Raw genomic sequence first — 22205 nt, forward strand, 5'->3', positions numbered from 1 at the left:
GGCGAGTGCATTGAACGCTCAAAACGACGGCAAACCCGGCGGATTGGTCTCCGCCCGCGCGATCGCCTCGCTCTGCAACCCCCAGCGCGCGAGCGCCTGTCCGTAGCGGCCGTTGCCGATCAGCGCATTGGTCGCGAGCGTCAGCGCGGGCGCGAGCCCGCTGCCGCGACGCGTCGCGATCGCCACATCCGCATTCGCCGGCCAGCCGGCATTGACGACGCCGACACGGCGAATTTTGCCGCTGCGCGCGGCCTCGTACGCGAGCGACGCGTTCGGGTTCAGCTCCGCATCCGCGCGTCCCGACAGCAGCGCGACGCGCGCGGTCACATCGTCGTCGAAATAGAGCAGCTCGGCCGGCTTCAGCCCCTGCGCGACGTTGCGCTTGCTCCATTCGAGCAGGATGCGCTCCTGGCTCGTGCCGGCGCCGGTGATGATCCTCAAACCCGCGACGTCCTTCGGCTCCGCGATCTTCGCGATCGGGCTGGCGGTGCGCACGTAGAAGCCGTGCAGCCCGAGCCGGTAGGTCGTGAAATCGTATTTCTCCTTGCGCTTCTCCGTCACGCCGACGTTCGAGATCACCGCGTCGTACTTGCCGGACGTCAGCCCGAGCGGCCAGTCGGCCCACGCGATCGGCAGCAGCACGAGCGTGCGGCCGAGCGCGTCGGCGACGAGCTGCGCATAGTCGGGATCGGCGCCGACCACGGTGCGCGCGTCGGTCGCATAGGTCGACACGGGCGGCGCGTGCGGCGAGATCGCGACTGTGAGCGCATCGTCGCGTACCCAGCGATAGCCGCTTGCCGCGCGGATGGCCGCGTCGTCCGCGCCGGCGCGTGGGCGGCCGGCCTGGCGCGGGTCAAGATCGGCGGTAGCGGCCGCCGCGCGCGCCGCATGCCACGGCAGGCCCGATGCCGCGACCAGCGCGGCCGTGATGAATCGGCGTCGATCGGTCATCGCGCGGCACCTCGCAGGTGGGAAGCGGCGCGCATCACAGCACCCGCGACAGGAACGCACGGGTGCGCGAATGCGACGGCGCGTCGAGCACGACGGCGGGCGGCCCGGCCTCGACGATGCGCCCGCGTTCCATGAACAGCACGTTGTCCGCGACTTCGCGTGCGAAGCCGATCTCGTGCGTGACGATCACGAGCGTCGTGCCCGAGCGCGCGAGTTCCTTGATCACGTCGAGCACTTCGTTGACGAGTTCGGGATCGAGCGCCGACGTCGGTTCGTCGAACAGCAGCACCTTCGGTCGCAACGCGAGCGCCCGCGCGATCGCGACGCGTTGCTGCTGGCCGCCGGACAACTGGCGCGGGTACGCATCGGCCTTATCCGCGAGGCCGACCCGCGCGAGCAGCGTGCGCGCCGTGTGCTCGGCTGCGTCGTGCGTCACGCCCGCGACGGCGACCGGCGCTTCGACCAGGTTCTCGAGCACCGTCAGGTGCGGGAACAGGTTGAAGTTCTGAAACACCATGCCGACGGCCGTGCGCCGCTTCAGTACGTCGCGTTCGTTCAATTCGTGCAGCACGTCGCCGTCGCGGCGATAGCCGATCAGTTTGCCGTCGATGTCGATGAAACCGTCGTCGACGCGTTCGAGATGGTTGATCGTGCGCAGCAGCGTCGACTTGCCGGAGCCCGACGGCCCGACGATCACGGTCACGCTGCCGCGCGGCGCGACGAACGATACGTTGTCGAGCACGCGCTGCATGCCGAACTGCTTCGACACGCCATGCACGGCCACTTCGCCGCCGGTGCGCGACACGGCCGCCGCGGTATCGGCGCGCGTGCCGGCATCGCTGCGTGCCTGCGCGCTCGATACCGCACGACGCGACGCGACACGCCGCCACAGCCCGCCGATCCGCGCGAGCGCGAACGTGACCACGGACGGCGGCGGATTGCGCAGCGCGCCGCGCGCATAGTGCCGCTCGACCTGCACCTGGATCGCGGACAGCGCGGTCAGGATGATCAGGTACCAGACGGTCGCGACCATCAGCAGCGGAATCACTTCGAGGTTGCGGCGGTAGATCACCTGCACCGTGTAGAACAGCTCCGGCATCGCGAGCACGTACACCATCGACGTGCCTTTCGCGAGCGAGATCAGATCGTTGAACGCAGTCGGCAGGATCGCGCGCATCGCCTGCGGCAGCACGATCCGCGACGTCTGCCGGCCGCGCGGCAGCCCGAGCGCGGCGGCGGCTTCGAGCTGCCCCTGGTCGACCGCGAGAATGCCGCCGCGGATCACTTCCGCGGAAAACGCCGCGTGGTTCAGCGTGAGGCCGAGCACGGCCGCGAGGAACGGGCTGATCAGATCGGTGGTCGGCGTGTCGAACCACACGATGTCGGTGAACGGCACGCCGAGCCGCACATGCTCGTACAGGTAGCCGAGGTTGTTCAGGATCAGCAGCAGCACGATCAGCGGAATCGAGCGGAACAGCCACACGAAGGTCCAGGCGCTGGCGGACAGCAGGCGCGAACGCGACAGCCGGGCCAGCGCGACGAACGCGCCGAGCACGAAGCCGAACACCGCGCCGAGCAGCGTCAGCACCAGCGTGCGCGCGAGCCCCGACAGCACGGGCGGCGACAGGAACCATTCGGCGAACACAGGCCAGCCCCATTGCGGATTGCCGAGGATCGAATGCAGCGTGATCGCGATCAGCACGAGCGCGAGCACGGTGCCGGCCGTGCGCGACCGGTGGCGCGCGGGCACGATCCGCACATGCGTGCCGGGCTCGCGTGTGCCGGGGGAAGAGAGCGGCGGCAGCGCGCCGCCGAGGTGGGTCGTGTCGCTCATGTCGTGGGAATCCTCGAATCGATCGATCGGGCAGATGCGCCGCGCCGCGCACGGGCGGCGCGGCGGCGTCAAGCGTGCGCTTCGGCGGCCGCTTCCTGTGCGGCGCCAGGCGTCGCGTAGCGGCTCGCCTTGCGCGGCAGACCGAGGTGGTCGCGCAGCGTGGCGCCGGGCAGGTCGCGGCTGTAGCGGCCGCGCGCCTCGAGCACCGGAATCACGAGCTCGATGAAATCGTCGACGCCCTGCGCCTGCACCGGAAAACCGAGGATGAAGCCGTCGCCGGCGCCCGCGTCGTGCCAGCGGATCAGTTCGTCGGCGACGTGCTCGGCCGTGCCGATGAAGTTCGGGCGCGGCGTCGCGACCGCGAGCGCCGTCTCGCGCAGCGTCAGGCCTTTCTGTTTCGCATCGGCCTTGATGCGGTCGGTGGTCGAGCGGAAGCTGTTGCGGCCGAGCTCGCCGAGTTCCGGGAACGGCGCGTCGAGCGCGTACTGCGTGAAATCGTGGTGATCGAAATAGCGGCCGAGGTACGCGAGCGCTTCGTCGATGGTCAGCAGGTCGCGGATCGCCTGGTACTTGTCCTCCGCTTCGGCGGCCGTGCGGCCGACGATCGGCCCGACGCCCGGGAAGATCTTCACGTCGCCGGCCTGCCGCCCGTGCTCGATGGCGCTCTGTTTCACGCGCCGCGTGAACGCGGCCGTTTCGTCGATCGACGGCGAATGCGTGAACACGGCATCCGCGTATTTGCCCGCGAGGCCGATGCCGGTATCGGACGAGCCGGCCTGGAAGATCACCGGCTGCCCCTGCGGCGAGCGCTGGATGTTCAGCGGGCCCGCGACCTGGAAGAAGCGGCCGTGGTGATCGAGCGTATGCAGCTTGTCGCGGTCGAAGAAGCGGCCGGTCGCGCGATCGCGCACGAATGCATCGTCGTCCCAGCTGTCCCACAGACCCTGCACGACGTCGAGATATTCGTCGGCGATCTCGTAGCGCAGTTCGTGATCCGGGTGCGCCTTGCCGTAATTCTTCGCAGTGCCTTCGAGCGGCGTCGTCACGACGTTCCAGCCCGCGCGCCCGCCGCTGATCGCGTCGAGCGACGCGAGCTGGCGCGCGACCGTGAACGGTTCGCTGTACGACGTCGAAATCGTGCCCGCGAGCCCGATCTTCTTCGTCGCGACCGCGAGCGCCGACAGCACGGTCAGCGGCTCGAAGCGGTTCAGGAAGTGCGGGATCGATTTCTCGTTGATGTAGAGGCCGTCCGCGACGAACGCGAACGCGACGCCGGCGGCTTCCGCCTTGCGCGCGACGCCGATCGCGAAGTCGAGGTTGATGCTTGCGTCGGGCGGATTGCTCGGATGCCGCCACGCATTCATGTGGCTGCCTGCGCCTTGCAGCATCAGGCCGAAAGGGATCGATCGTCGGGTCGTCATGATGAGAGCGTCACGCGTTCTGGTCAGGGGAGAGGGAGCGGTCGGCCGCGAAGGCCGCCTGCAACGGCGTGGTGGACAGCGCGCCGCCGAGCCATTCGGCCGACGCGAGACGCGCCGCATAGTCGGATACCGGCGAATCGATCACGAACGCGTCGACGTCGAGCCGCCGGCTCAGTGCGTCGAGCGCACGATGCACGCGCTCGGGCGTATCGGCCAGCACCGTCGGGCGCAACTCGTCGATCCGGTAGTCGGACGCGCCGCTTTGCCGCGCGAATTCCGCGGCGGCCTGCGCGCTGCCGAGATTGAAGCTCTGGCCGCCCGCGAACTGCAGCTTGAAGATCTTCAGCGGCCCGATCAGCCGCTCGGCCTCGTCGCGCGTCGGCGCGGCGACCGCGTACAGCGCGACGAGCGGCTTCTCGCCGCCCGCGCTGCGGTACGCGTCGAGCGAGCGTTCGAGATTCGCGTCGTCGCCGTTGAAATGGCCCGCGTAGCAGAAGCGCCAGCCGTTGCGCGCGGCGAGCGCGCCGCTATCCGGCGAGCCGCCGAGCAGGATGCGTTCGGGCAACTGCGGCGGCACCGGCATCGCGACCGCGCCAGCGAGCGGATGATCTTCTGCCACGCCCCAGCCGAGAAACGCGTCGAGTTCCGCGAGCTGCCCCGCGAAATCGGGCTTGCGCGTCTTGTCGTGGAACCACTGCAGCGCGCGCGTGGTCAGCGGCAGCCCCCCGGGCGCCTTGCCGATGCCGAGATCGACGCGGCCCGGCGCGAGCGCGGCCAGCAGCTTGAACGTCTCGGCGACCTTGAACGGGCTGTAGTGCTGCAGCATCACGCCGCCCGAGCCGATGCGGATGCGCGACGTGTGCGCGAGCAGGTGCGCGACGACGATCTCCGGCGCCGAGCTCGCGAACCCCGGCGTGCCGTGATGCTCGGCGACCCAGAAGCGTTCGTAGCCGAGCTGTTCGGCGCGTTGCGCGAGCGTCGTGGTGAAGCGCAGCGCATCGGCGGCGTTCGCGCCGTCGGCGATCGGACTCTTGTCCAGCAACGAAAGCGAATAAGACATGGTGAGCGGCGTTCCTGCGTGAGCGTGGATGGACGGTTGCGGGCGCTCAGCTTTTCGGCAGCCCGGGCGGATTCGTGCGCGACTGGTCGATCGCTTCGGACGCGAGGTTCCAGCGGTCGAGCACCTGCTGATAGCGGCCATTCTTGATCAGCCCGTTCAGCGCGACGGTCAGCGGATCGGCGAGGCCGCTGCCGCGACGCGTCGCGATCGCGATGTCGGCCGTGCGCGGCCAGCCGCCGCTGATCGCGCCGACGAGCCGCGTCTTGCCTTGCTGCGCGCTTTGATACGCGAGCACCGAGTTCACGCTGAACACCACGTCGGCCCGGCCCGACTGCACGGCGACGATGCGCATCGCCTGGTCGTCGTAGTACTGGATCTGCACGGGTTTCAGCCCGTGCGCGACGTTGTCGCGGTCCCACGCGAGCAGGATCTTTTCCTGGTTGGTGCCGGCGTCGGTCACGACGCGCAGCCCCGCGACGTCCTTCGGCTCGCGGATCGACTGGATCTTGCTGTCGTTGCGCACGTAGAAGCCGACCTGATCCTTGCGGTAGGTCGAGAAATCGAACTTCTGCTTGCGTTCCTCGGTGACGGTCACGTTCGAGATCACCGCGTCGACTTTCCCGGATTCGAGCGCGAGCGGCCAGTCGGCCCACGCGAGCGCGACGATCTTCAGCTTGCGGCCGAGGCTGTCGGCCACGAGCTGGCCGACGTCGGCATCGAAGCCGATCACCGTGCGTGCGTCGGTCGCATACGAACTGATCGGCGGCAGGCTCGGCGCGATGCCGATCGTCAGCGTGCCGGGCTCGGCGAACTTGAACGACGCGGGTACCGCGCGCTCGACCGCCGCATCGGCCGCGCCACGCGGGCGGCCGCGCTGCTCGGGGCTCAGGTCGAAGGTCGCGGCGGCCGCGGCCATCGCGGCGAAGGCGCTCAGGCCGATCAGCGCGGCGGCCAGCGTGCGCACGGCACGGGATGAAAGCGGTACGGCTCGATGCATGAAAACGTCCTGTCGTGGAAGCGGGGAATCGTTGAAAGCGGAACGGGTGCCGTGCGATCAGCGCGGCAGTGCCGCTTCGGGCACGGGCGCCCACAGGTCGGCCAGCGTCGACGTGCGCGACGGATCGACGAGATCCTTGCCGAAACGCAGGTGGAAATACGCTTCGGGATCGATCGACGCATCGAACAGCCGGGTGTAGCCGGTGCGGTCGTACAGCGCCCACGCTTCGGGCTGGCGAAAGCCGGTCGTCAGGTAGAGACGGCGATAACCCTGCTGTGCGGCGCGCAGTTCGAGCGCTTCGACGATGCGCCGCGCGACGCCCTGGCGGCGCAGGTCGATGCGCGTCCAGATGCGTTTCAGTTCGGCGGTCTGCGCGTCGTAGCGCTTGAACGCGCCGCCGCCGATCGTCTCGCCGTCGCGCAGCAACAGCACGAACGCGCCTTCGGGCGGCGCGAACAGTTCGGCCGGGTAGCGCGCGAGTTCGTCGCGGGCCGACGCGCGGCTGTCGGGGCGGTATGCGTCGTAACGGGTCGAATACTCGTCGATCAGTGCGTCGATCAGCGGCTGCGCGCGGACGTCGAGCGGCGTCGTGTCGATGATGCGGTCGTTCGTGGCCATGGGCATCGCGAATGGCGCGCGATGCGGACGTTCCTGGCGGGGTGCGGGTACGCGGCCCGTCCGGTCCGTTCCGTTATCGCGACGCAGTTGTCGTGATGGCGGCGGCTGTCGTGCTTCGTGCGATGCATCGGGCGCGCCGCCGCCGTTTTGAACACGTTAGCGGCGCGGCCGGCAAAGACGAACGAAGCAATTTCGATAAGGATTTCGAGGAGGGTGGAAGAAGGCTTGCAGGAGAAGTGGGGTGGGGCGAACGGGCGGGGTGGCGGCCATGCCCGTTCGAGGTGTGTAAGACGTGGATGATCGCCGAGGATTGGCGCGGTGTCGTCGTTTCGACGGCCGACTGGTGAGGCCGATTCGAGGCTGGCTCGTCAGGATCGCGAGCGCTCGGCCGAGGCCCGCCGCCAGCGTGGCGACGGGTTCTCCCCGAATTGTCGGGTCAGCGCGGGGCGACGATCGACGACGACGGCGGCGTTCAGGCTGCCGCCGCCTGAGGAATCGCGTCCTGCCGATCGCCCCCCAGGATCTCGACAAGACTGGTCAGCATCCGCGCCAACTCACCCGTCATCAGCGTGAAGTCCGAATCGAAGCGTTCATCGTCATTCTGCGCGGTCGGGTCCGCCGCCTCCTTGATCACGTCGAGCGGCGTGACGCGCTTGATCGTCAGCGACGGTGTCAGCACGAACGAGATCCGGTCATCCCAGGTCATCGCGAGGCGCATGCACTGTTTGCCGGCTTCGATGTGCCGGCGCATGTCGTTCGCTTCCAGCGCGTGGCCCACGTATCGCACCGTGGCGCCGCCTTCACCGGTCGAACGCAACTCGGCGTCCTGGTCCACGGTGAATCCGCCCGGCGCGTCGCCGGACAGCAGCCAGTCCGTCATCGCGGCGACCGGCGAGCGCGCCACCTGAACGCCGGCGAGCGGCAGTTGGTCGATCGATTTGACGAGCAGGCTGCGAACGTCGTCGGCAAGCGCCTGCGCAGCTGCATCGATGACGAGCCAGCCGTTCGCCGTGTCGATCCACACGCGGGTATCGCGGCGAATGCTGAACGCGCGCGGCAGCAGTTCGTCGGTCACCTGTTCCTTGAGTTCGCGCATTTGCTTGCGGCCGACCTTGAAGCCCTGCTGCTCCTCGATTTCGAGCGCACGCGCTTTGGTCACCTGATTGACGACCGACGCCGGCAGCAGCTTCTTTTCGGCACGAAACAGCAGCAGCATCTGCCGGTTGTTCGAATACACGAGCGCGCCGTCGTCACGCGGCGACGCCCATCCGGCGCGCTGCATTTCGACGCTGCTGCCCGGCTGGAACGCGTGGGGCGCCAGCCATTTTTCCATCTGGTCGGCGGTAACGGCCCAGGGTGCGGGAAGACGGTGAAGCTGAAGGTTCTTGAACCACATAGGCGTACGGGCAAAGCGCGTCATTCTAGCTGACGAGGCGAGTAGCGGCCAGTTGCGGACATTTGATGCCTCGTTAGCCCGAGAACTCATCGAGCTAAACCCGCACGTTCCTCCGGAAATGTCGAGATGACTGTCCGCTATCGAAAAAGAGACAATCGACGGTTGCATCAAGATTGATGACAATGGAAACCAGTCGAACAACGGGAAAAAAACAATGATGACTTCCGGCGACGGCCTGACCAGCCCGGCGCGGCTCCTGCGACTCGCCTCCTGGGCGATTGCGATCATCTTCGCCGTCTTTCTGAACATGCTCGGCAGTCTCGTGATCCGCGACATGGCGTTCGCCCCGAGGGGCGGGCCGCCCGTCATCGAGCAATTCGCCGACGCGCCGGCAAAAGCGCGGCTGGACGCGGCGCGGCGCCAGTTGCGGGCGCAGCGCGACGCGCTTGCCGAGAAGGCCGACACGATGGAAGTGGCGCGCGGCCGCGCCGCGAAGGAATACGCGGCCGAGAAGGAAAGCTTCCGCAACTGGCTGGCCACCCGCGCGGTGACAGGTGACGGGACGAGGGACCCGGACATTCTGGCGAGAACGCGCACGCTCGATACGCTCCAGGCCGTGGTGGTCAACTGGCAGCATCAGATCGATGCGATCGGCGACCAGCAACGGGCACTGGCATCGCAGCAGGCTCAAGTCGACACGCAAATCGCCGAAGCGGACGCAGCCGCCGAACGGCGCTTCGACGACGCAACGCGGCGCTACGAGATGCAGGTGTTCGGACTGCGACTGGCGCTGACGCTGCCGATCCTGCTGGTTGCGACCTGGCTGTTCATCCGCTGTCGGAAGGCGCGCTACTGGCCGTTCGTGTACGGTTTCGGCCTGTTTGCATTGAGCGCGTTTTTCATTGAACTGGTGCCGTACCTGCCGAATTTCGGCGGCTATGTGCGGGTCCTGGTCGGTATCGTGCTGACGGTATTCGCCGGCCTTTACATGATGAAGGCCTTTCAGCGCTATGCCGAGCGCAAACGGCTCGAATTGCAGCAGGATCGGGGCGAACGCGCGCGGACGATCGGATACGAAAAAGCCGTCCGGTCGCTCGAGAAAAAGCGTTGCCCGTCATGCGACAAACAATGGAATCTCGGCGGCGACGACTCCACGTTCTGCGTGCATTGCGGATTGAGGCTTTTCAACGTATGCGAATGCGGTGGCCGGAATTTCTTCTTCTTCCCGCATTGCCATCAATGCGGCATTGCGCAGGGCAATGAGTCGCCGGCGTCATCCGACTGACGGTCCGCGTGTACGCACCGGCGTCGGCGTTGGCGTACGACGGTCCCGAACACGCGAGTCGCGTTCCTCACTCGATGACGCGCGGCGGCGTCGACAATTCCGCCAACTGAAACAGACAATCCCCGCGCTGGACCTGCGCGGGCACCCGCTTGCACACCACTTCGCCATCGCCGTTGAACCGGTGCAGCACCGGTTCGCGTAACGGCGTATCGGGGAAATGCACCCACGCGGCCGGCTGGCCGGCTTTCACCTGGTCGCCGAGTTCGACGAGCGGCTCGTACAGCCCGCGCTCGTACGCATAGACGAAATGACGATCGCCGTCGACGCGCATGAAACGCGTGACGGTCGGCGGCGCGTCGGGCACGAGCGCGCCATGCAGCAGGCCGATATAGCCGAGGTAATGCAGCAGCCCGTGGCGGCCGAGCCGGATCAGCGACGGATCGGCCATGCCGGCGCCGCCGAGTTCGGTGACGATCGAGATCGCGCCTTGCCGACGCGCAGCCGATGCCGAATGCACGGGATTCGGCGCGTGCAGCAGCGCGTTCTGCAACCCGAACGCGACCAGCAGCCCGTTGAGCTTCTCGGCTTCGTCGGCGTCGAGCGGATCGATCGCGAGCATGTTGCCGCCCTGGTACAGCAGCGAGCTGCCGCCCGAATGCAGATCGACCAGATACTGCGCGCGCGACAGCAGCGCGTGCTCGATGTAGTGAGCAATCATCTGCGTCGGCGTGCCGGTCGGGTCGCCGGGAAAACTGCGGTTCAGGTTGCCTTCGTCGAGCGGCGACACGCGCAGGCCCGCATCCGCCGCCGGGAAATTCGCCATCGGCAGCAGGATCAACTGGCCGCTGACCATGTCGGGTTCGATCTCGCGCATCAGCTGCGACACGATAATCTGGCCTTCGTACTCGTCGCCGTGGTTGCCGGCCATCACGAGCGCGACCGGGCCGTCGCCGTTGCGGATCGACGCGATCGGAATCGGCAGCCAGCCGTAGGCGGAGCGGTGCACGGAGTGCGGTAGCCGCAGGTAGCCCGCGTGCTTGCCTTGCGCGTCGAGATCGATTTCGCAGTGGATGGGATTTCGCGGAGAGGAAGAGGCGGTCATGGCGGTATCGTTCGATGAACGGAATCTGCCATCTTATAGGGGAAACCGGCCGCGCGCGGCGGGCGGGGCGGGATCGACCGCGAGACGCGCGACTGCGGCCGGGCGCGTTGCCGTGCGTTGGCGGCCCTCCACGCGCGGCCGCGCGATGTTGCAGCGATGAACGCATGCCGGTGCGCCAGCCGGCTGCATTCGCGCGTCGCGTTTCGCGCCGATCCCTTGTCGCGACAGGGCCGGCGCGTACGACCGGCTTACCGGCCGGATGTTTCAGCTTCGAGACGTCCTTCTTCCCACAGTGCCCAGAAACGGCTGCCGGCGCGATACGGATTCGCACGCCGCGCGGCGTGATCGGCGACGCCCTGGCGAAACGCGCCGTACAGCGTGAGCGGCGGATTGTCGATGCATGCGGCATCGTACGCGGCCGGCATCCGGCGGTCGGACACGAGCCGGCGGATCAGCGATGCGCCGTCGATCACCGCCTGTTCGTCGATGATTTCGGTTCGCGCGAGGACGTCGACGGTATTCATGGTGAGCTCCCTGAAACGTTCTTTCCCCATCAAGGAGCAATAAGAATGCCAGCCGGTAAATACCGCGCTCGGCCTCGATCGTGCGGGCTTCTGCCGTCATCGTGCGGGGCGCCGGACGGCGATGTTACGGAACACGTCACGTGACATGCGAACGCGCGGCGTCACGTGCGAACCCGCAAAGCGTTTCGGAATTGAATCGTCGGGAGGCGGCGGCAGGCCGGGAAAGGGCGGAGGCGCGGCGCGCGTCGGCGGCTCAGGTCGTGGCGGCCGGCGCCATGCGGCGGCTGCCGCTGCCGCTCGAGTAAAAGCAGTAGATGCCCTTGCCGGCCGACTTCGCGTCGTACAGCGCGCTGTCGGCGTGCTGGATCAGCTCGTCGGGCGAGCCGTGCCCGTCGTCGAGCGCGATGCCGATGCTGATGCCGATGCAGACGGTCTCGCCGATCGACAGCGCGTACGGCGCGGAAATCTGCCGGATGATCCGCGCGGCGAGGATCGAGCACGCCTGCATCGTCGTGTCGTCGATCGCGACGACGAATTCGTCGCCGCCGATGCGTGCGGCGAGCTCGCCCGGCGGCAGCGTCTTGCCGAGCCGCTCGGCGACCTGCGTGAGCACTTCGTCGCCGGCCTGGTGGCCGAAGCGATCGTTGATCGACTTGAAGCCGTCGAGGTCGAGATACATGACGGCGAGCGCGGGGCTCGGCAGCCGCGGCCGGCGCGCGAGCATCCGCTTGAGCGCCGCATGCAGTTCGTGGCGGTTCGGCAACCCCGTCAGCGCGTCGTGCCGCGCGAGGTGCCGGATCTGTTGTTCGGTCTGGCGGCGCGCGGTGACGTCCTCGACGATGATCACCGCGTTGCCGTCCGGCACGCGGTGGCGCGTCAGTTCGAGCTGGCGGCCGTCGGCGAGCACGATGTCGAGCGGCCCGGACTCGGCGCGGTTCAGCCATGCATCGCACTGCGCGGCGAGGCCGGCGCCGCCGGGATCGGTCACGGCATGCGTGCCGAGCGCGGCGACCACGGTCGGCAGCGGCGTATCGAGCATGATCTCGCGCGGCGAGCCGAACAGTTGTGCGGTGCGCCGGTTCGCGACGATCACGCGGCTGTCGCCGTCGATCATGCACAGGCCGTGCGGCATGTAGGTGAGGGCGGCGTCGAAGCGCGCGACGAGTTCGGCGTTGCGCTGGCGCGCGGCGATCAGCGCGACGAGCACGCGGTAGTGACGCTGCACGACCGTACGCATCGCCGCCAGATAGATCGCGAGCGGCGGCACGAGCAGCCACGCGCCGGTTCGCGGCGCCAGCAGCGCGCCGACGCCGATCGGCAGCACGCCGAGCACGACCTGCGTCATCGCGAGCCGCGGCAGCGCCGAATTGCGCGACGCGATTCCGCCGAACACGCCGCCCGCGACCATCACGGACAGCGTGCCGAGCTCGACGTCCGCGGCCTGCACGCAGCCCATCACGCCCAGGCCGAGCACGAAGCACGCGACGAGCGACACCGGCGCATAGCGCATCGCCCAGTACTCGATGCGATCGTCGCCTGCGTCGCGCCGCACCGTGTAGGCTCGTACGATCCACAGGCGCGCAATGAGCAGGCCGACGTCCAGGACGAGCCACGCGAGGCACCACAGCTGCTGCAGCCGCATCAGTGCGACGGCCGCGACGAAACCGCTCCCGAGCCCGGACAGTGCCATCGGGCGGATGTCCTCGAACAGCGTCACGAGCATCGACGGACGCAGCGCGGCCGTCACGCGGTGGTTGCCGGAGGGGGGAGTGGCGAGAACGGAGTTCAGGAGAGACGCCCTGACTGCCATGATTGTCGACCTCGACACGATGTTGCGATGGCTGGCGGCTCCGCACGGCACGTGGCGGAAGCCCGGCCGAGCCGGATGCGCACGACATTACCACGAAAAACCGGCGTCGCGGGCCGGTTGGCGGCGCCGCGCATCGTCTCGTGCGCGGGTTGTCAGCCCCGGCGGCGGGGGCTTGCGGATGCGGCGGCGCGAACGCAGCGTTCGTTGCGAACGGAACGATGTGCGGCGGCCGCCGAAGCCGGCGCGACTGCCTCCGCCGCAAGCAAACCGCAAACGAATCGCCGCTGCGACCACCCGCCGCAGCCCGGCTGAAAACCGCTATAAGAATTCCAATAAGTATTTCATGCGGGAAATACTATAGGCGATATATCCAAAACAATGCCAGAATGCGCGCCGCTCCGGACGCCGCGACACCCGATCGCCGTCCGAGCCGCCTCAGGAGGTTCCCCCCAAATGAAAAACCACGGCCTGTCACGGCGGGGTTTTCTGAAAGCCAGCGTGCTGGCGGGCGTCGCGGTGTATGTCGCGCCCATCGGCAGCCGCGCGTTCGCGGCGCTCTTCGAAGAAAAACTCCTCACACCCGTCAAATGGGATAGCGTCACCGGCATCCCCCAATTCCGCATCGACGGCATCGCGAAGGTCACGGGCTCGAAAGTGTTCGCCCGCGACGTGCGCGCGGCCGACATGCCGCACTGGCCGCAGCAGCAGTCGCACGCGCTGATCCTGCGCGTCACGCAGGCCGACCGCACGTACGAGGGCTTCGACCTGTCGCTGCTCGGCGACGAGCTGAAACCGGACCGCGTGGTCACGGCCGACGATCTCGCGCGCGACGGCGTCGCGTTCCCGGCGTTCTACGGCGACGACATGCTGTTGCCGGCCGGCAAGACGCCCGCGTATCTCGGCCATGCGGTCGCGATCCTGATCTATCACGACTTCGCGCGCTTTCGCTTCGCGAAGAACGCGCTGAAGTTCCGCGACGACGTGATCCGCTACGGCGCGGTCACGGGCCCGCTCGAGCGCGATCCGTGGGGCACGTTCCGCTACGTGCGCGTGGGCGGCAAGACGGCTTATGACGACGACGTCTATTCGAGCCTGAAGGACGCGCCGATCTTCCCGAGCATGATGCGCAAGCATCTGCCGGTCTGGCCGGACGGCAAGGAGCACGGCAAGCTAGACGAGCAGGGCATGTTCCTCGCCGGGCAGATCGCCGCCGAACTCGACCAGCCGTCGGCCGACTGGCTCGTGTTCGACCGCGAATACAACACGCAGTCGGTCGACACGGCCGCGCTCGAGCCCGACAACGCGAACTGCTGGTACGACGCCGCGACGCAATCGCTGCATCTCGTCGTGCCGACCCAGTCGCCGCTGGAAGTGTCGGAGAACGCGGCCGAGATGGTCGCGAAATGCCGCTTCCCGGTGAAGAAGCTGTTCGTGCATCCGTGCTACACGGTCGGCTACGGCTCGAAGGATCACTTCAACGTGCCGTTCTACGGCCTCGTCTGCGCGCTGTACGCGGACGGCCGCCCGGTGCGTTTCGCGAACGATCGCTACGAGCAGTTCCAGACGTCGCTGAAGCGACACGCATTCAAGATGCATTACCGGATCGCGGTCGACCGCAACACGGGCCTGCTGCAGTCGTTCAAGGGCGACTTCGAGGCGAACGGCGGGGGGCGCTCGAACTTCTCGCCGTCGGTCGCGATGGTCGGCGCCACGGCCGCGCAATCGATCTACTACTTCCCGAAGAGCGACCTCGCGGCCGTCGCGATCGCGTCGCGCGCGATCGACGCCGGTTCCGCGCGCGGCTACGGCACGCTGCAGAGCATGGCCGCGACCGAGATGGCGGTCGACGAGATCGCCGCGCAATTGAACATCGACCCGATCGACTTCCGGCTGCGCAACGCGCTGCGTTCGGGAATGAAGAACACACAGGGGGCGATTCCCGCCGGCGCGCTGCGCGTCGACGAAGTGCTCGAGCGCGCGAAGCAGCATCCGCTGTGGACGCGTCGTGCCGCGCGCAAGGCCGAATTCGAGGCGGCGCATCCGGGCAAGCGCTACGGCGTCGGCTTCGCGTGCGTGCAGAAGGATTTCGGCACGGGTGCGGAAGCGTCGTTCGCGAAGGTCGAATTCGACGCGCACGGCAAGGTGTCGCTGCAACACACGGCGGCCGAGATCGGCACCGGGATGTCGACGTCTCAGGCCGTCGCGGTCGCGAAATGGCTCGGCCGTCCGGCGACCGACGTGCGCGTCGCGCTGACCGAATGGCCGGACCTGCCGGTCGAGACGAGCGGCGACCCGTACCTGATGTCGCAGGCCGATCAGGACCGCCTGAGCGCGAACCCGCGCTGGTCGCCCGGCTATGCGTCGCCGTCGAGCGCGACGAACTCCGCGTACTACTTCACGCACAGCACGCGCGAAGCCGCGCGCGCCGTGTTCCGCTACGGGCTGTGGCCGGCCGCGATGTCGATCTGGACGCGCGGCCTCGGCGGCGGCCAGGCCGCGCCGTACACGATCCGCATCGAGGACGCGCGCTGGGTCGACGGCAAGCTGACCGCCGACGGCCTCGAGCCGCTGACGTTCGAGCAGCTCGCGAAGCAGGCGCATGCGCTCGGCCTGCCGACCGGCGCCGTCGTGCACGTGTTCAACCGCTGGCAGTGGACCGACGCCGAATTCGAAGTGGGCGGCGCGGTCGAGCGTCTGCCGATCGACGGGCTGTCGCTGCGCGTCGGCGCGCCGAAGACCGGCGACGACGGCCCGCTGCCGGGCACCGCCGCACCAGCCGGCGCGACCGCGCTGCGCGGCACGCTGCCGCCGACCGCGAACGGCTATCGCGTGCTCGATCGCAAGCGCGTGTTCGTCCCGCCGACGAGCCGCAACAACGCGGCCGTCACGTACTACACGGCGGTGGGCACGCTCGTCGAGCTGGCCGTGCACGAAGCGACCGGCAAGGTCGAGCTGCTCACGCATCACTCGATCATGGAATGCGGGAACCAGATTTCGCCGCAACTCGTATCGGGCCAGTTGCAGGGCGGTCTCGCGATGGGCATCGGCCATGCGCTGCACGAGTATCTGCCGCTCTACGAGGACGGCCCCGGCAACGGCACGTGGAACTTCAACCGTTACCAGTTGCCGCGCGCGTCCGACGTCGCCGTATGGACGCAGACGGGCGACGTGCTGCCGCCGCTGTCCGAGACCGATCCGCCGAAGGGCGTCGCCGAAGTGGTGATGATTCCCGTCGTCGGCGCGATCGTGAACGGCATCGCGCACGCGATCGGCCATCGTTTCACCGACCTGCCGGTGACCCCGCAAAAGATTCAGGAGGTGCTCGCATGACGACCGCCCAAACCGCGGCTTCGCCCGCGAGCGCCGGCGCGGCTGCGACCGGCGCGTCCGCGTCGAACGCGGCTTCGGCCGCTCCGGCATCCGTGCCCGTCGCACCGGCTGCACTCGCTGCGGCGCCCGTCGAGCGTCCGCTCGTCCGGTTCCAGCAGAAGCCGCTGTCGCTCAACATCAACGGCAAGTCGGTCGGCCCGATGCAGGTGCCGGAAGGGCTGATGATGATCGAGTTCCTGCACGAGTACCTGGGCCTCACCGGTTCGCGGCTCGGCTGCGGGCAGGGCATCTGCCACGCGTGCGTCGTGATCGTCGACAAGCCGGACGGCACGAGCGACGAAATGCGCACGTGCATCACCGGCGCGCACTTCTTCCACGGCCGTTCGATCCGCACGATCGAAGGCCACGCGAAGCGCAATGAAGCCGGCGAGGTGGTCGAGCTGTCGCCGATCCAGCAGAAGTTCCTCGAGCACTTCAGCTTCCAGTGCGGCTATTGCACGCCGGGCTTCGTCAACGCGGCGACCGTGCTGATCGAGCGCCTGAAGCGCGAGCCGATCGCGAAGGCCGACGTGGAACGCACGATCACCGACGCGCTCGACGCACACCTCTGTCGCTGCACGGGCTATGTCCGCTACTACGAAGCCGTCAAGGACGTGGTGCTGACGACGCCGGGACTCGTGAAGGAAGCGCCATGAAACGCACATTCGCTCATCGTGCCGCGCGGGCCGCGGGCCTGCCCGCGCTCGCGGCGTCCTTCGCGCTGCTGCTCGCCGCGTGCGGCGGCCACGACGCGCCGGCGTCGAGCGCGGCGTCCGGCGCGCCCGGTGCCGACGCGGTCGCGCGCGGGCGCTATCTCGTCAAGGCCGCCGACTGCGCGGCGTGCCACACCGCGAAGGACGGTGCGCCGTTCGCCGGCGGCGCGGCGCTCGAATCGCCGTTCGGCACGTTCTACGGCTCGAACATCACGCCCGACAAGGATCACGGGATCGGCGGCTGGAGCGCGGACGATTTCTACGCCGCGCTGCACGACGGCAAGGCGCCGGGTAAGCGCCTGTATCCGTCGATGCCGTACACGTCGTACCGGCAGCTCACGCGCGCCGACGCCGACGCGATGTACGCGTACCTGATGACGGTCAAACCTGTCGCGCAGGAAAACCGCGCGCACGACCTGAAGTTCCCGTACAACCTGCGCTTCGGCATGGTCTTCTGGGACATGCTGTTCCTGAAGGACAGTCTGCCGGATGCATCGGCCGGACAATCCGCCGACTGGCAGCGCGGCCGCTATCTCGCGGGCGCACTCGGTCACTGCGCGGAATGCCACACGCCGCGCGCGTTCACGGGCCAGCTCGACGGCGCGAAGCCGTTCGCGGGCGCCGCGCTCGGCCGCGTGGCCGCGCCCGACATCACGCCGGCCGGCCTCGCCGCGCGCGGCTGGACGGGCACCGACCTGCAGACGTTCTTCGGCGTCGGCATCGCGCCGCAAGGCTCGGCGTTCGGCGAGATGTATCCGGTCGTGCATCTGAGCACGCAATACCTGACGAAGGACGACCTGCGCGGCCTGTCGACGTACCTGCTCGGCGATACGCCGCCCGCGCCGCAACCGGTGAAGCCGGTGTCGGCCGATGCCGCGCAACTGGCGGCCGGCCGCTCGGTGTATCTCGCGGTGTGCGCGGGCTGTCACGGCTTCAACGGCGAAGGCAAGCCGCACGTGGCGGTGCCGATGAACGGCAATTCGACGGTGCGTCAGGCCGACTCGCGCAATCTGCTGGTCGCGATGCTCGATGGCATCGACGAGCAGAAGTTTGCCGGCTTCGAAAACCTGCAGCCGATGCCGGGTTTCGCGAAAACGCTGAGCGACGACGAACTCGCGCAGCTCGCGAACTATCTGCGCGCGACATGGGGCGGCCAGCCCGCGAGCGTCACGCCGGCCGACGTGAAGGCGATGCGTTGAGTCGCGTCCCGGGGTAGCGCACCGCGCGCGAGCAGCCGGCTTCCGGTGTTCGCGCGCGATTTCGCGCCTCTTCCTTGCGGCGGCGCGTCAGTAGCCGCCGCCACCGCCTCCGCCTCCGCTGCCTCCCGCGCCGCCGTACCGGCTCATGCCCGGTCCTTGCGACGTACCGCTGCCCGACGACGTACAGCCCGTGGACAGCACAAGCACCAGCGCCGCGATCAGCGCCGCAGCCAACGTTGCCGATTTCATTGCGATCTCCTTGCTGCGCGCAGGCAACAGGAAAGGCGGTTCGCGTGAACCGCGTCTGCGCGATGACAAGACGTTTCGGCGGGGCGCTTATTCCATGCTTTTTGCGTATCGCCGCGGCGGTGCCTGGATCAACGATAGACGAGATCGGCGCGGCGATTCTGCGCCCACGCTTCCTCGTCGTGGCCGAGCGCGAGCGGCTTTTCCTTGCCGAGGCTGACAGCCTCGAGTTGCGTCGCCGGCACGCCGAGCGTTTCGAGCGCGCTCGCCACGGCCTGCGAGCGGCGCTGGCCGAGCGCGAGGTTGTATTCGGACGTGCCGCGCTCGTCGGTGTTGCCCTGGATCAGCACGCGCCGCGCGGGATGGCTGCGCAGGTAGTCGGCGTGCGCCTGCAGCAGCGACTGGAATTCGGGCTTCACCGAGTACTGGTCGAAATCGAAGTAGATGCTGCGCTTCGCGAGCGGGCTGTTCGGATTGTTCAGATCGTCGGCCGTCACCGTCGCGACGGTTTCACTCGACGGCGTCGGCGCCGCGCCGCGCCGGCATTCTCGGGCGTCTTCGCCGCGTGGTGGCAACCGGCCAGCAGGACGAAAGTTGCCAGGACCGCAATTCGCTTCATTTTGCTCATCGTTCTTCTCCAGCGGTTGACTGCGTTGAAAGCGGGGCGCGTGCCATTCGCACGCAGCCGTCCGGTCGCCATGGCGCGAAAGGTCCGGCTCCGTTGCCGTGATGCAGGTTCGTAAGCCGGTGGTGCGCCCGATGAAAGAATGTTGCAGGCCGGAACGCCGGAGCGCGGCGTCGCTGCAAACAGATTAGGAAAAATGTCACAACGTGCCCAGTTTCTCCGCATTTTTTGCGCAAACGCGACAGCCGGGAGGCATTCTTGCTTCCGCGCCTGGGGTGCGGTACGCGATGCCCGCCACGGTGAAAAAGGCCGCGCAGAGCGCGCGGCCTTGCCGGTGCCGGACACCGCGATCGGGTGATGGAGGAAGCGCTCGCCGAATGCAGTCGGTCAGCCGCGTGACGGCGCCGCCCACACGCCGCATCGTCAGAACTTGTGGCGCAGCCCCAGCGCGACGACGGCCTGATTGCTGTTCGCGGAAGGCGTCATGGTCCAGACCGTCGCGTTGAACGCCGGATTGCCGTTGCCGCCGCTCACGCTCTGGTAAGTGCCTTCGAGATACGCATCCGTGCGCTTCGACAGCGCATAGTCGGCCTGCGCGACGACCTGGTTCCATTTCGGGCGGGTCTGTCCCGTGCGGGTGTCGAAGCGGCCCATCGTGTACGTGTACGCGGCGGCGACGCTCAGCGCGCGCGTGACGAAGTAGCGTCCGTCGATCGAGAAGTTGTCGAACACCAGCGATTCGCCCTTCAGCGGCGCGATGTTGCCGCCCTGGAGCACGCCCGTCACGCCGTCGGTGGTCGAATGCGACCACGCGGCGCCGACCGAGTGCGGCCCGAACGCGTAACGGCCGGCCATCGCCCAGATCTGCTGGTTGCCGCCCGTGATGGTCGCCGAGCCGTCGACCGTGCTCAGCGCGCCGTCCGGATTCGGCGCATTGCGGTCGCTGCTGATCTTCAGGTAGCCGGCGCCGAGCTTCAGCGGCCCGTTCGCGTACGACAAGCCCGTGCTCCACACCGCGTTGTTGGAGAACTGGCCGGGCGTGTTCGAGAACCCGATCATCGCGCCGAAGGTCAACCCGCGAACCGTCGGGCTCGTGTACTTCACCGCGTTATTGATGCGCAGGTTGCGGTTCGAATCGTCGTTGTCGTACGGGTGGACCGCAAGGTTGCCGCCCCAGCCGGGGCCGGACGCGCCGAGCGGCGTCACGAAATCGAGGATCAGGTCGTACTGGCGGCCGAAGGTCAGCGCGCCGGCCGTCCTGGATTCCACGCCGAGCCACGCCTGGCGGCCGAACAGATCGACGCCTTTCTGCGACAGCTTGCCGGTGGTGCCAGAGAAGCCGTTTTCGAGCGCGAAGACCGCGGCCAGTCCGCCGCCGAGATCCTCGCGACCGCGCAGCCCCCAGCGCGACGCATTCAATGCGCCGCTCGTCATCGCGACGCCGCCGCTGCCGGGCGAGCCGGCACCGCGCGTGCGCTGGTTGGTGGAGTAGGTGATCGACGTGTCGATCAGGCCGTACAGCGTCACGCTGCTCTGGGCAAGCGCGACATCCGACACGAAGCCGGTCAGGCAGGCGGCAATGATGGTCCCCGCGACGCGTGCGCCGGCATGCTGGTTCGTTTGGCAGGAATGCATAGGCGTTTTGTTGTTGTTGGGCCGGCCTGGCGGCCGACGGATCGAGCGGCCATTATTGGAGATCGTGCGGCGGTCGATTAAGGCGTTGCACAGGAAAGGTCCTCTGCCCAATCACTCGGAATCGCGGTGGGGCGACTTGCGGGGAGGCGGTCGGGAAGGAGCGGGTGAGACGGTGCGTAGGGTTCGGCGCGCCATCGCGCGACGGTGGTGTGCCGAACGTCTAGACCCGGCCCGAACGCTCGCCGTAGAAATCCCGAGACCGGAATCCACCACGATCGGACGCGATTCCACCTGGAACGACATGGAGCAGGGCAGAATAGGGCGCGCGTGGCGCATGCGGACCGCTGTCGGCAGCGCGCCGATTCACGAAAACCTGTCGAGTCTCCATGGCGTTTCCGATGTCCCCTATCTTGCGTCCCATCCGGTCGGTGTCCCGAACGACGGCCGGTGTTGCATTCGTCGTCAGTCTGCTGTCGGGCTGCGCTGCGCTGTCTTCATCTGCGCCGGTCGACCCTGAGCAGCAGTTCGTTGCGGAGCAGCGAAATGCGAACATGCGATACCTCGACAGCCTCGCGGCGTACAAGCCCGTTTTCCAGAATCCCGGCAACTATAGTCGAGCGCAGGTGCTGGAAAAGTACGACGCGGTTCTCTATCAATACTCGCTCGCTGCGGCGAGCTGGGTTCGCGCAATCTATCCTGCCACCCGGCAGACGTTGCCGCCATCCCTGCAACCATTGCCTGCACCGTCCGGGCCGCTCAGCCTGGCGGACGTGAACCGACACTACGAACACGCGCTCGGCATGAACGCCGGCATGTGGGAGATCAGCATGGCCGCGGATTTCGGCAAGCCGTCGAAACTGGCGGTGCCGCGATATGACGGGCCGTTGCTTTTCATGCCGTTCGCACCGCCTTTGCCGCCGCTGCAGGATGTTCGCGATCCGCAGTTCGCGCGGCTGGTAACCATGACGAAGAAGCTGGACGACGCGCAGAAGGCGGACCTCGCTCGACAGAACGCGGCGACCGCGAAACAGATGGCGGAGAACGCCGCGATGCACGCGGCAAACCATCCGCCCGGCCCGAATCCGCTGGACTCGATCGATCCGCGGACCGGGTTGCCGTATCCGGCACCGCAACAGGACACGCAGCGCTGGTGCACGATGATGGGCAACGGTGTGGGTGGTCGGGTGCCGTGTTGAATCGGAGCGGACGACGGCGGGCTGATCCGATGTGACGTGGACGTCATGGTGATCGTCCCAGTCGCGTTCGTCGCCGGCGCTCCCAAGGGTGCAGACGATCAACCTACAGGCCAAAACACGACATTTCTAAAAAGCTACTACAACAAATGTCGTAGCCATTTCAAGATGTCGGGGCGCCAGCCAGATAGAAATGTCGCGTTTTCAGGGGTTCAGGATTTGTTTCT

At 67.8% G+C, this 22205-nt stretch carries 19 protein-coding genes and 1 pseudogene; 7 read left to right on the plus strand and 13 right to left on the minus strand.

Annotated elements, in window-relative coordinates:
• Window positions 1-18 precede the first annotated feature (18 nt).
• From J8I35_RS30670 to J8I35_RS30695, 6 genes are all read right to left on the minus strand, one after another.
• On the minus strand, window positions 19-951 hold the full coding sequence (locus J8I35_RS30670; RefSeq protein ID WP_209928667.1) for an ABC transporter substrate-binding protein: 933 nt from the start codon (window positions 949-951) through the stop codon (window positions 19-21).
• 34 nt (window positions 952-985) lie between these two features.
• Complete coding sequence (locus J8I35_RS30675; protein ID WP_209928669.1) at window positions 986-2785, minus strand: amino acid ABC transporter permease/ATP-binding protein; 1800 nt, start codon at window positions 2783-2785, stop codon at window positions 986-988.
• A 68-nt stretch (window positions 2786-2853) separates the two neighbouring features.
• Window positions 2854-4206: an LLM class flavin-dependent oxidoreductase gene (locus J8I35_RS30680; protein WP_089489386.1), complete on the minus strand. Its 1353-nt coding sequence runs from the start codon at window positions 4204-4206 to the stop codon at window positions 2854-2856.
• 10 nt (window positions 4207-4216) lie between these two features.
• Window positions 4217-5266 carry an LLM class flavin-dependent oxidoreductase gene (locus tag J8I35_RS30685; protein ID WP_124557143.1) on the minus strand — a complete coding sequence of 350 codons (1050 nt, stop codon included), beginning with the start codon at window positions 5264-5266 and terminating at the stop codon, window positions 4217-4219.
• A gap of 46 nt (window positions 5267-5312) precedes the next feature.
• Window positions 5313-6263, minus strand: coding sequence for an ABC transporter substrate-binding protein (locus tag J8I35_RS30690; protein WP_209928672.1), 951 nt, complete (start codon window positions 6261-6263; stop codon window positions 5313-5315).
• A 57-nt stretch (window positions 6264-6320) separates the two neighbouring features.
• Entirely contained in the window at window positions 6321-6881 is a 561-nt protein-coding gene (locus J8I35_RS30695; RefSeq protein WP_209928674.1) for a GNAT family N-acetyltransferase, read from the minus strand.
• An 11-nt stretch (window positions 6882-6892) separates the two neighbouring features.
• Here J8I35_RS30695 and J8I35_RS30700 point away from each other — a divergent pair, with 11 nt between their 5' ends.
• A complete protein-coding gene (locus J8I35_RS30700; protein WP_209928676.1) occupies window positions 6893-7228 on the plus strand; it encodes a hypothetical protein in 336 nt (111 codons plus the stop codon).
• Window positions 7229-7353: 125 nt separating this feature from the next.
• On the opposite strand, the gene J8I35_RS30705 is transcribed toward J8I35_RS30700, so the two are convergent.
• Entirely contained in the window at window positions 7354-8277 is a 924-nt protein-coding gene (locus J8I35_RS30705) for a recombination-associated protein RdgC (protein WP_124639837.1), read from the minus strand.
• A gap of 214 nt (window positions 8278-8491) precedes the next feature.
• Here J8I35_RS30705 and J8I35_RS30710 point away from each other — a divergent pair, with 214 nt between their 5' ends.
• On the plus strand, window positions 8492-9562 hold the full coding sequence (locus tag J8I35_RS30710) for a zinc ribbon domain-containing protein (RefSeq protein WP_209928681.1): 1071 nt from the start codon (window positions 8492-8494) through the stop codon (window positions 9560-9562).
• 67 nt (window positions 9563-9629) lie between these two features.
• On the opposite strand, the gene J8I35_RS30715 is transcribed toward J8I35_RS30710, so the two are convergent.
• From J8I35_RS30715 to J8I35_RS30725, 3 genes are all read right to left on the minus strand, one after another.
• A complete protein-coding gene (locus tag J8I35_RS30715; RefSeq protein WP_050014070.1) occupies window positions 9630-10664 on the minus strand; it encodes a succinylglutamate desuccinylase/aspartoacylase family protein in 1035 nt (344 codons plus the stop codon).
• Window positions 10665-10912: 248 nt separating this feature from the next.
• Entirely contained in the window at window positions 10913-11188 is a 276-nt protein-coding gene (locus J8I35_RS30720) for a hypothetical protein (RefSeq protein WP_050014069.1), read from the minus strand.
• Window positions 11189-11441: 253 nt separating this feature from the next.
• Complete coding sequence (locus J8I35_RS30725; protein ID WP_209928685.1) at window positions 11442-12998, minus strand: sensor domain-containing diguanylate cyclase; 1557 nt, start codon at window positions 12996-12998, stop codon at window positions 11442-11444.
• 453 nt (window positions 12999-13451) lie between these two features.
• Between J8I35_RS30725 and J8I35_RS30730 the strand changes: the two genes are divergently transcribed.
• Genes J8I35_RS30730 through J8I35_RS30740 form a run of 3 tightly spaced genes read left to right on the plus strand, consistent with a single transcriptional unit; the run spans window position 13452 to window position 18279 of the window.
• On the plus strand, window positions 13452-16328 hold the full coding sequence (locus tag J8I35_RS30730; protein WP_209928688.1) for a molybdopterin cofactor-binding domain-containing protein: 2877 nt from the start codon (window positions 13452-13454) through the stop codon (window positions 16326-16328).
• Entirely contained in the window at window positions 16325-17023 is a 699-nt protein-coding gene (locus tag J8I35_RS30735) for a (2Fe-2S)-binding protein (RefSeq protein ID WP_209928691.1), read from the plus strand. The genes J8I35_RS30730 and J8I35_RS30735 overlap by 4 nt, the downstream gene beginning before the upstream one ends.
• Window positions 17020-18279 (plus strand): cytochrome c, encoded by a 1260-nt coding sequence (locus tag J8I35_RS30740; protein WP_124630227.1) that lies wholly within the window; start codon window positions 17020-17022, stop codon window positions 18277-18279. The genes J8I35_RS30735 and J8I35_RS30740 overlap by 4 nt, the downstream gene beginning before the upstream one ends.
• A gap of 87 nt (window positions 18280-18366) precedes the next feature.
• Here the strand turns inward: J8I35_RS30740 and J8I35_RS30745 are convergent, their stop codons facing one another.
• From J8I35_RS30745 to J8I35_RS30755, 3 genes and pseudogenes are all read right to left on the minus strand, one after another.
• Window positions 18367-18528, minus strand: coding sequence for a hypothetical protein (locus tag J8I35_RS30745; RefSeq protein WP_162838122.1), 162 nt, complete (start codon window positions 18526-18528; stop codon window positions 18367-18369).
• 128 nt (window positions 18529-18656) lie between these two features.
• Window positions 18657-19153: pseudogene (pal, locus tag J8I35_RS30750) on the minus strand (peptidoglycan-associated lipoprotein Pal).
• A 420-nt stretch (window positions 19154-19573) separates the two neighbouring features.
• Complete coding sequence (locus J8I35_RS30755) at window positions 19574-20785, minus strand: porin (RefSeq protein WP_209928693.1); 1212 nt, start codon at window positions 20783-20785, stop codon at window positions 19574-19576.
• A gap of 386 nt (window positions 20786-21171) precedes the next feature.
• On the opposite strand from J8I35_RS30755, the gene J8I35_RS30760 reads away from it, so the two are divergent.
• Window positions 21172-21981 (plus strand): hypothetical protein, encoded by an 810-nt coding sequence (locus tag J8I35_RS30760; protein WP_245170498.1) that lies wholly within the window; start codon window positions 21172-21174, stop codon window positions 21979-21981.
• Between the two features lie 36 nt (window positions 21982-22017).
• The coding region (locus tag J8I35_RS30765) for a hypothetical protein (RefSeq protein ID WP_209928695.1) at window positions 22018-22205 on the plus strand (188 nt) is incomplete at its 3' end.

This window comes from Burkholderia sp. CpTa8-5, from assembly GCF_017815045.1.
Taxonomy (GTDB): domain Bacteria; phylum Pseudomonadota; class Gammaproteobacteria; order Burkholderiales; family Burkholderiaceae; genus Burkholderia; species Burkholderia sola.

Coding starts and splice junctions, on each gene's coding strand:
- J8I35_RS30670 (WP_209928667.1), bottom strand. CDS start 951: ATGACCGATCGACGCCGATTCATCACGGCCGCGCTGGTCGCGGCATCG.
- J8I35_RS30675 (WP_209928669.1), bottom strand. CDS start 2,785: ATGAGCGACACGACCCACCTCGGCGGCGCGCTGCCGCCGCTCTCTTCC.
- J8I35_RS30680 (WP_089489386.1), bottom strand. CDS start 4,206: ATGACGACCCGACGATCGATCCCTTTCGGCCTGATGCTGCAAGGCGCA.
- J8I35_RS30685 (WP_124557143.1), bottom strand. CDS start 5,266: ATGTCTTATTCGCTTTCGTTGCTGGACAAGAGTCCGATCGCCGACGGC.
- J8I35_RS30690 (WP_209928672.1), bottom strand. CDS start 6,263: ATGCATCGAGCCGTACCGCTTTCATCCCGTGCCGTGCGCACGCTGGCC.
- J8I35_RS30695 (WP_209928674.1), bottom strand. CDS start 6,881: ATGGCCACGAACGACCGCATCATCGACACGACGCCGCTCGACGTCCGC.
- J8I35_RS30700 (WP_209928676.1), top strand. CDS start 6,893: ATGGCGCGCGATGCGGACGTTCCTGGCGGGGTGCGGGTACGCGGCCCG.
- J8I35_RS30705 (WP_124639837.1), bottom strand. CDS start 8,277: ATGTGGTTCAAGAACCTTCAGCTTCACCGTCTTCCCGCACCCTGGGCC.
- J8I35_RS30710 (WP_209928681.1), top strand. CDS start 8,492: ATGATGACTTCCGGCGACGGCCTGACCAGCCCGGCGCGGCTCCTGCGA.
- J8I35_RS30715 (WP_050014070.1), bottom strand. CDS start 10,664: ATGACCGCCTCTTCCTCTCCGCGAAATCCCATCCACTGCGAAATCGAT.
- J8I35_RS30720 (WP_050014069.1), bottom strand. CDS start 11,188: ATGAATACCGTCGACGTCCTCGCGCGAACCGAAATCATCGACGAACAG.
- J8I35_RS30725 (WP_209928685.1), bottom strand. CDS start 12,998: ATGGCAGTCAGGGCGTCTCTCCTGAACTCCGTTCTCGCCACTCCCCCC.
- J8I35_RS30730 (WP_209928688.1), top strand. CDS start 13,452: ATGAAAAACCACGGCCTGTCACGGCGGGGTTTTCTGAAAGCCAGCGTG.
- J8I35_RS30735 (WP_209928691.1), top strand. CDS start 16,325: ATGACGACCGCCCAAACCGCGGCTTCGCCCGCGAGCGCCGGCGCGGCT.
- J8I35_RS30740 (WP_124630227.1), top strand. CDS start 17,020: ATGAAACGCACATTCGCTCATCGTGCCGCGCGGGCCGCGGGCCTGCCC.
- J8I35_RS30745 (WP_162838122.1), bottom strand. CDS start 18,528: ATGAAATCGGCAACGTTGGCTGCGGCGCTGATCGCGGCGCTGGTGCTT.
- J8I35_RS30755 (WP_209928693.1), bottom strand. CDS start 20,785: ATGCATTCCTGCCAAACGAACCAGCATGCCGGCGCACGCGTCGCGGGG.
- J8I35_RS30760 (WP_245170498.1), top strand. CDS start 21,172: ATGGCGTTTCCGATGTCCCCTATCTTGCGTCCCATCCGGTCGGTGTCC.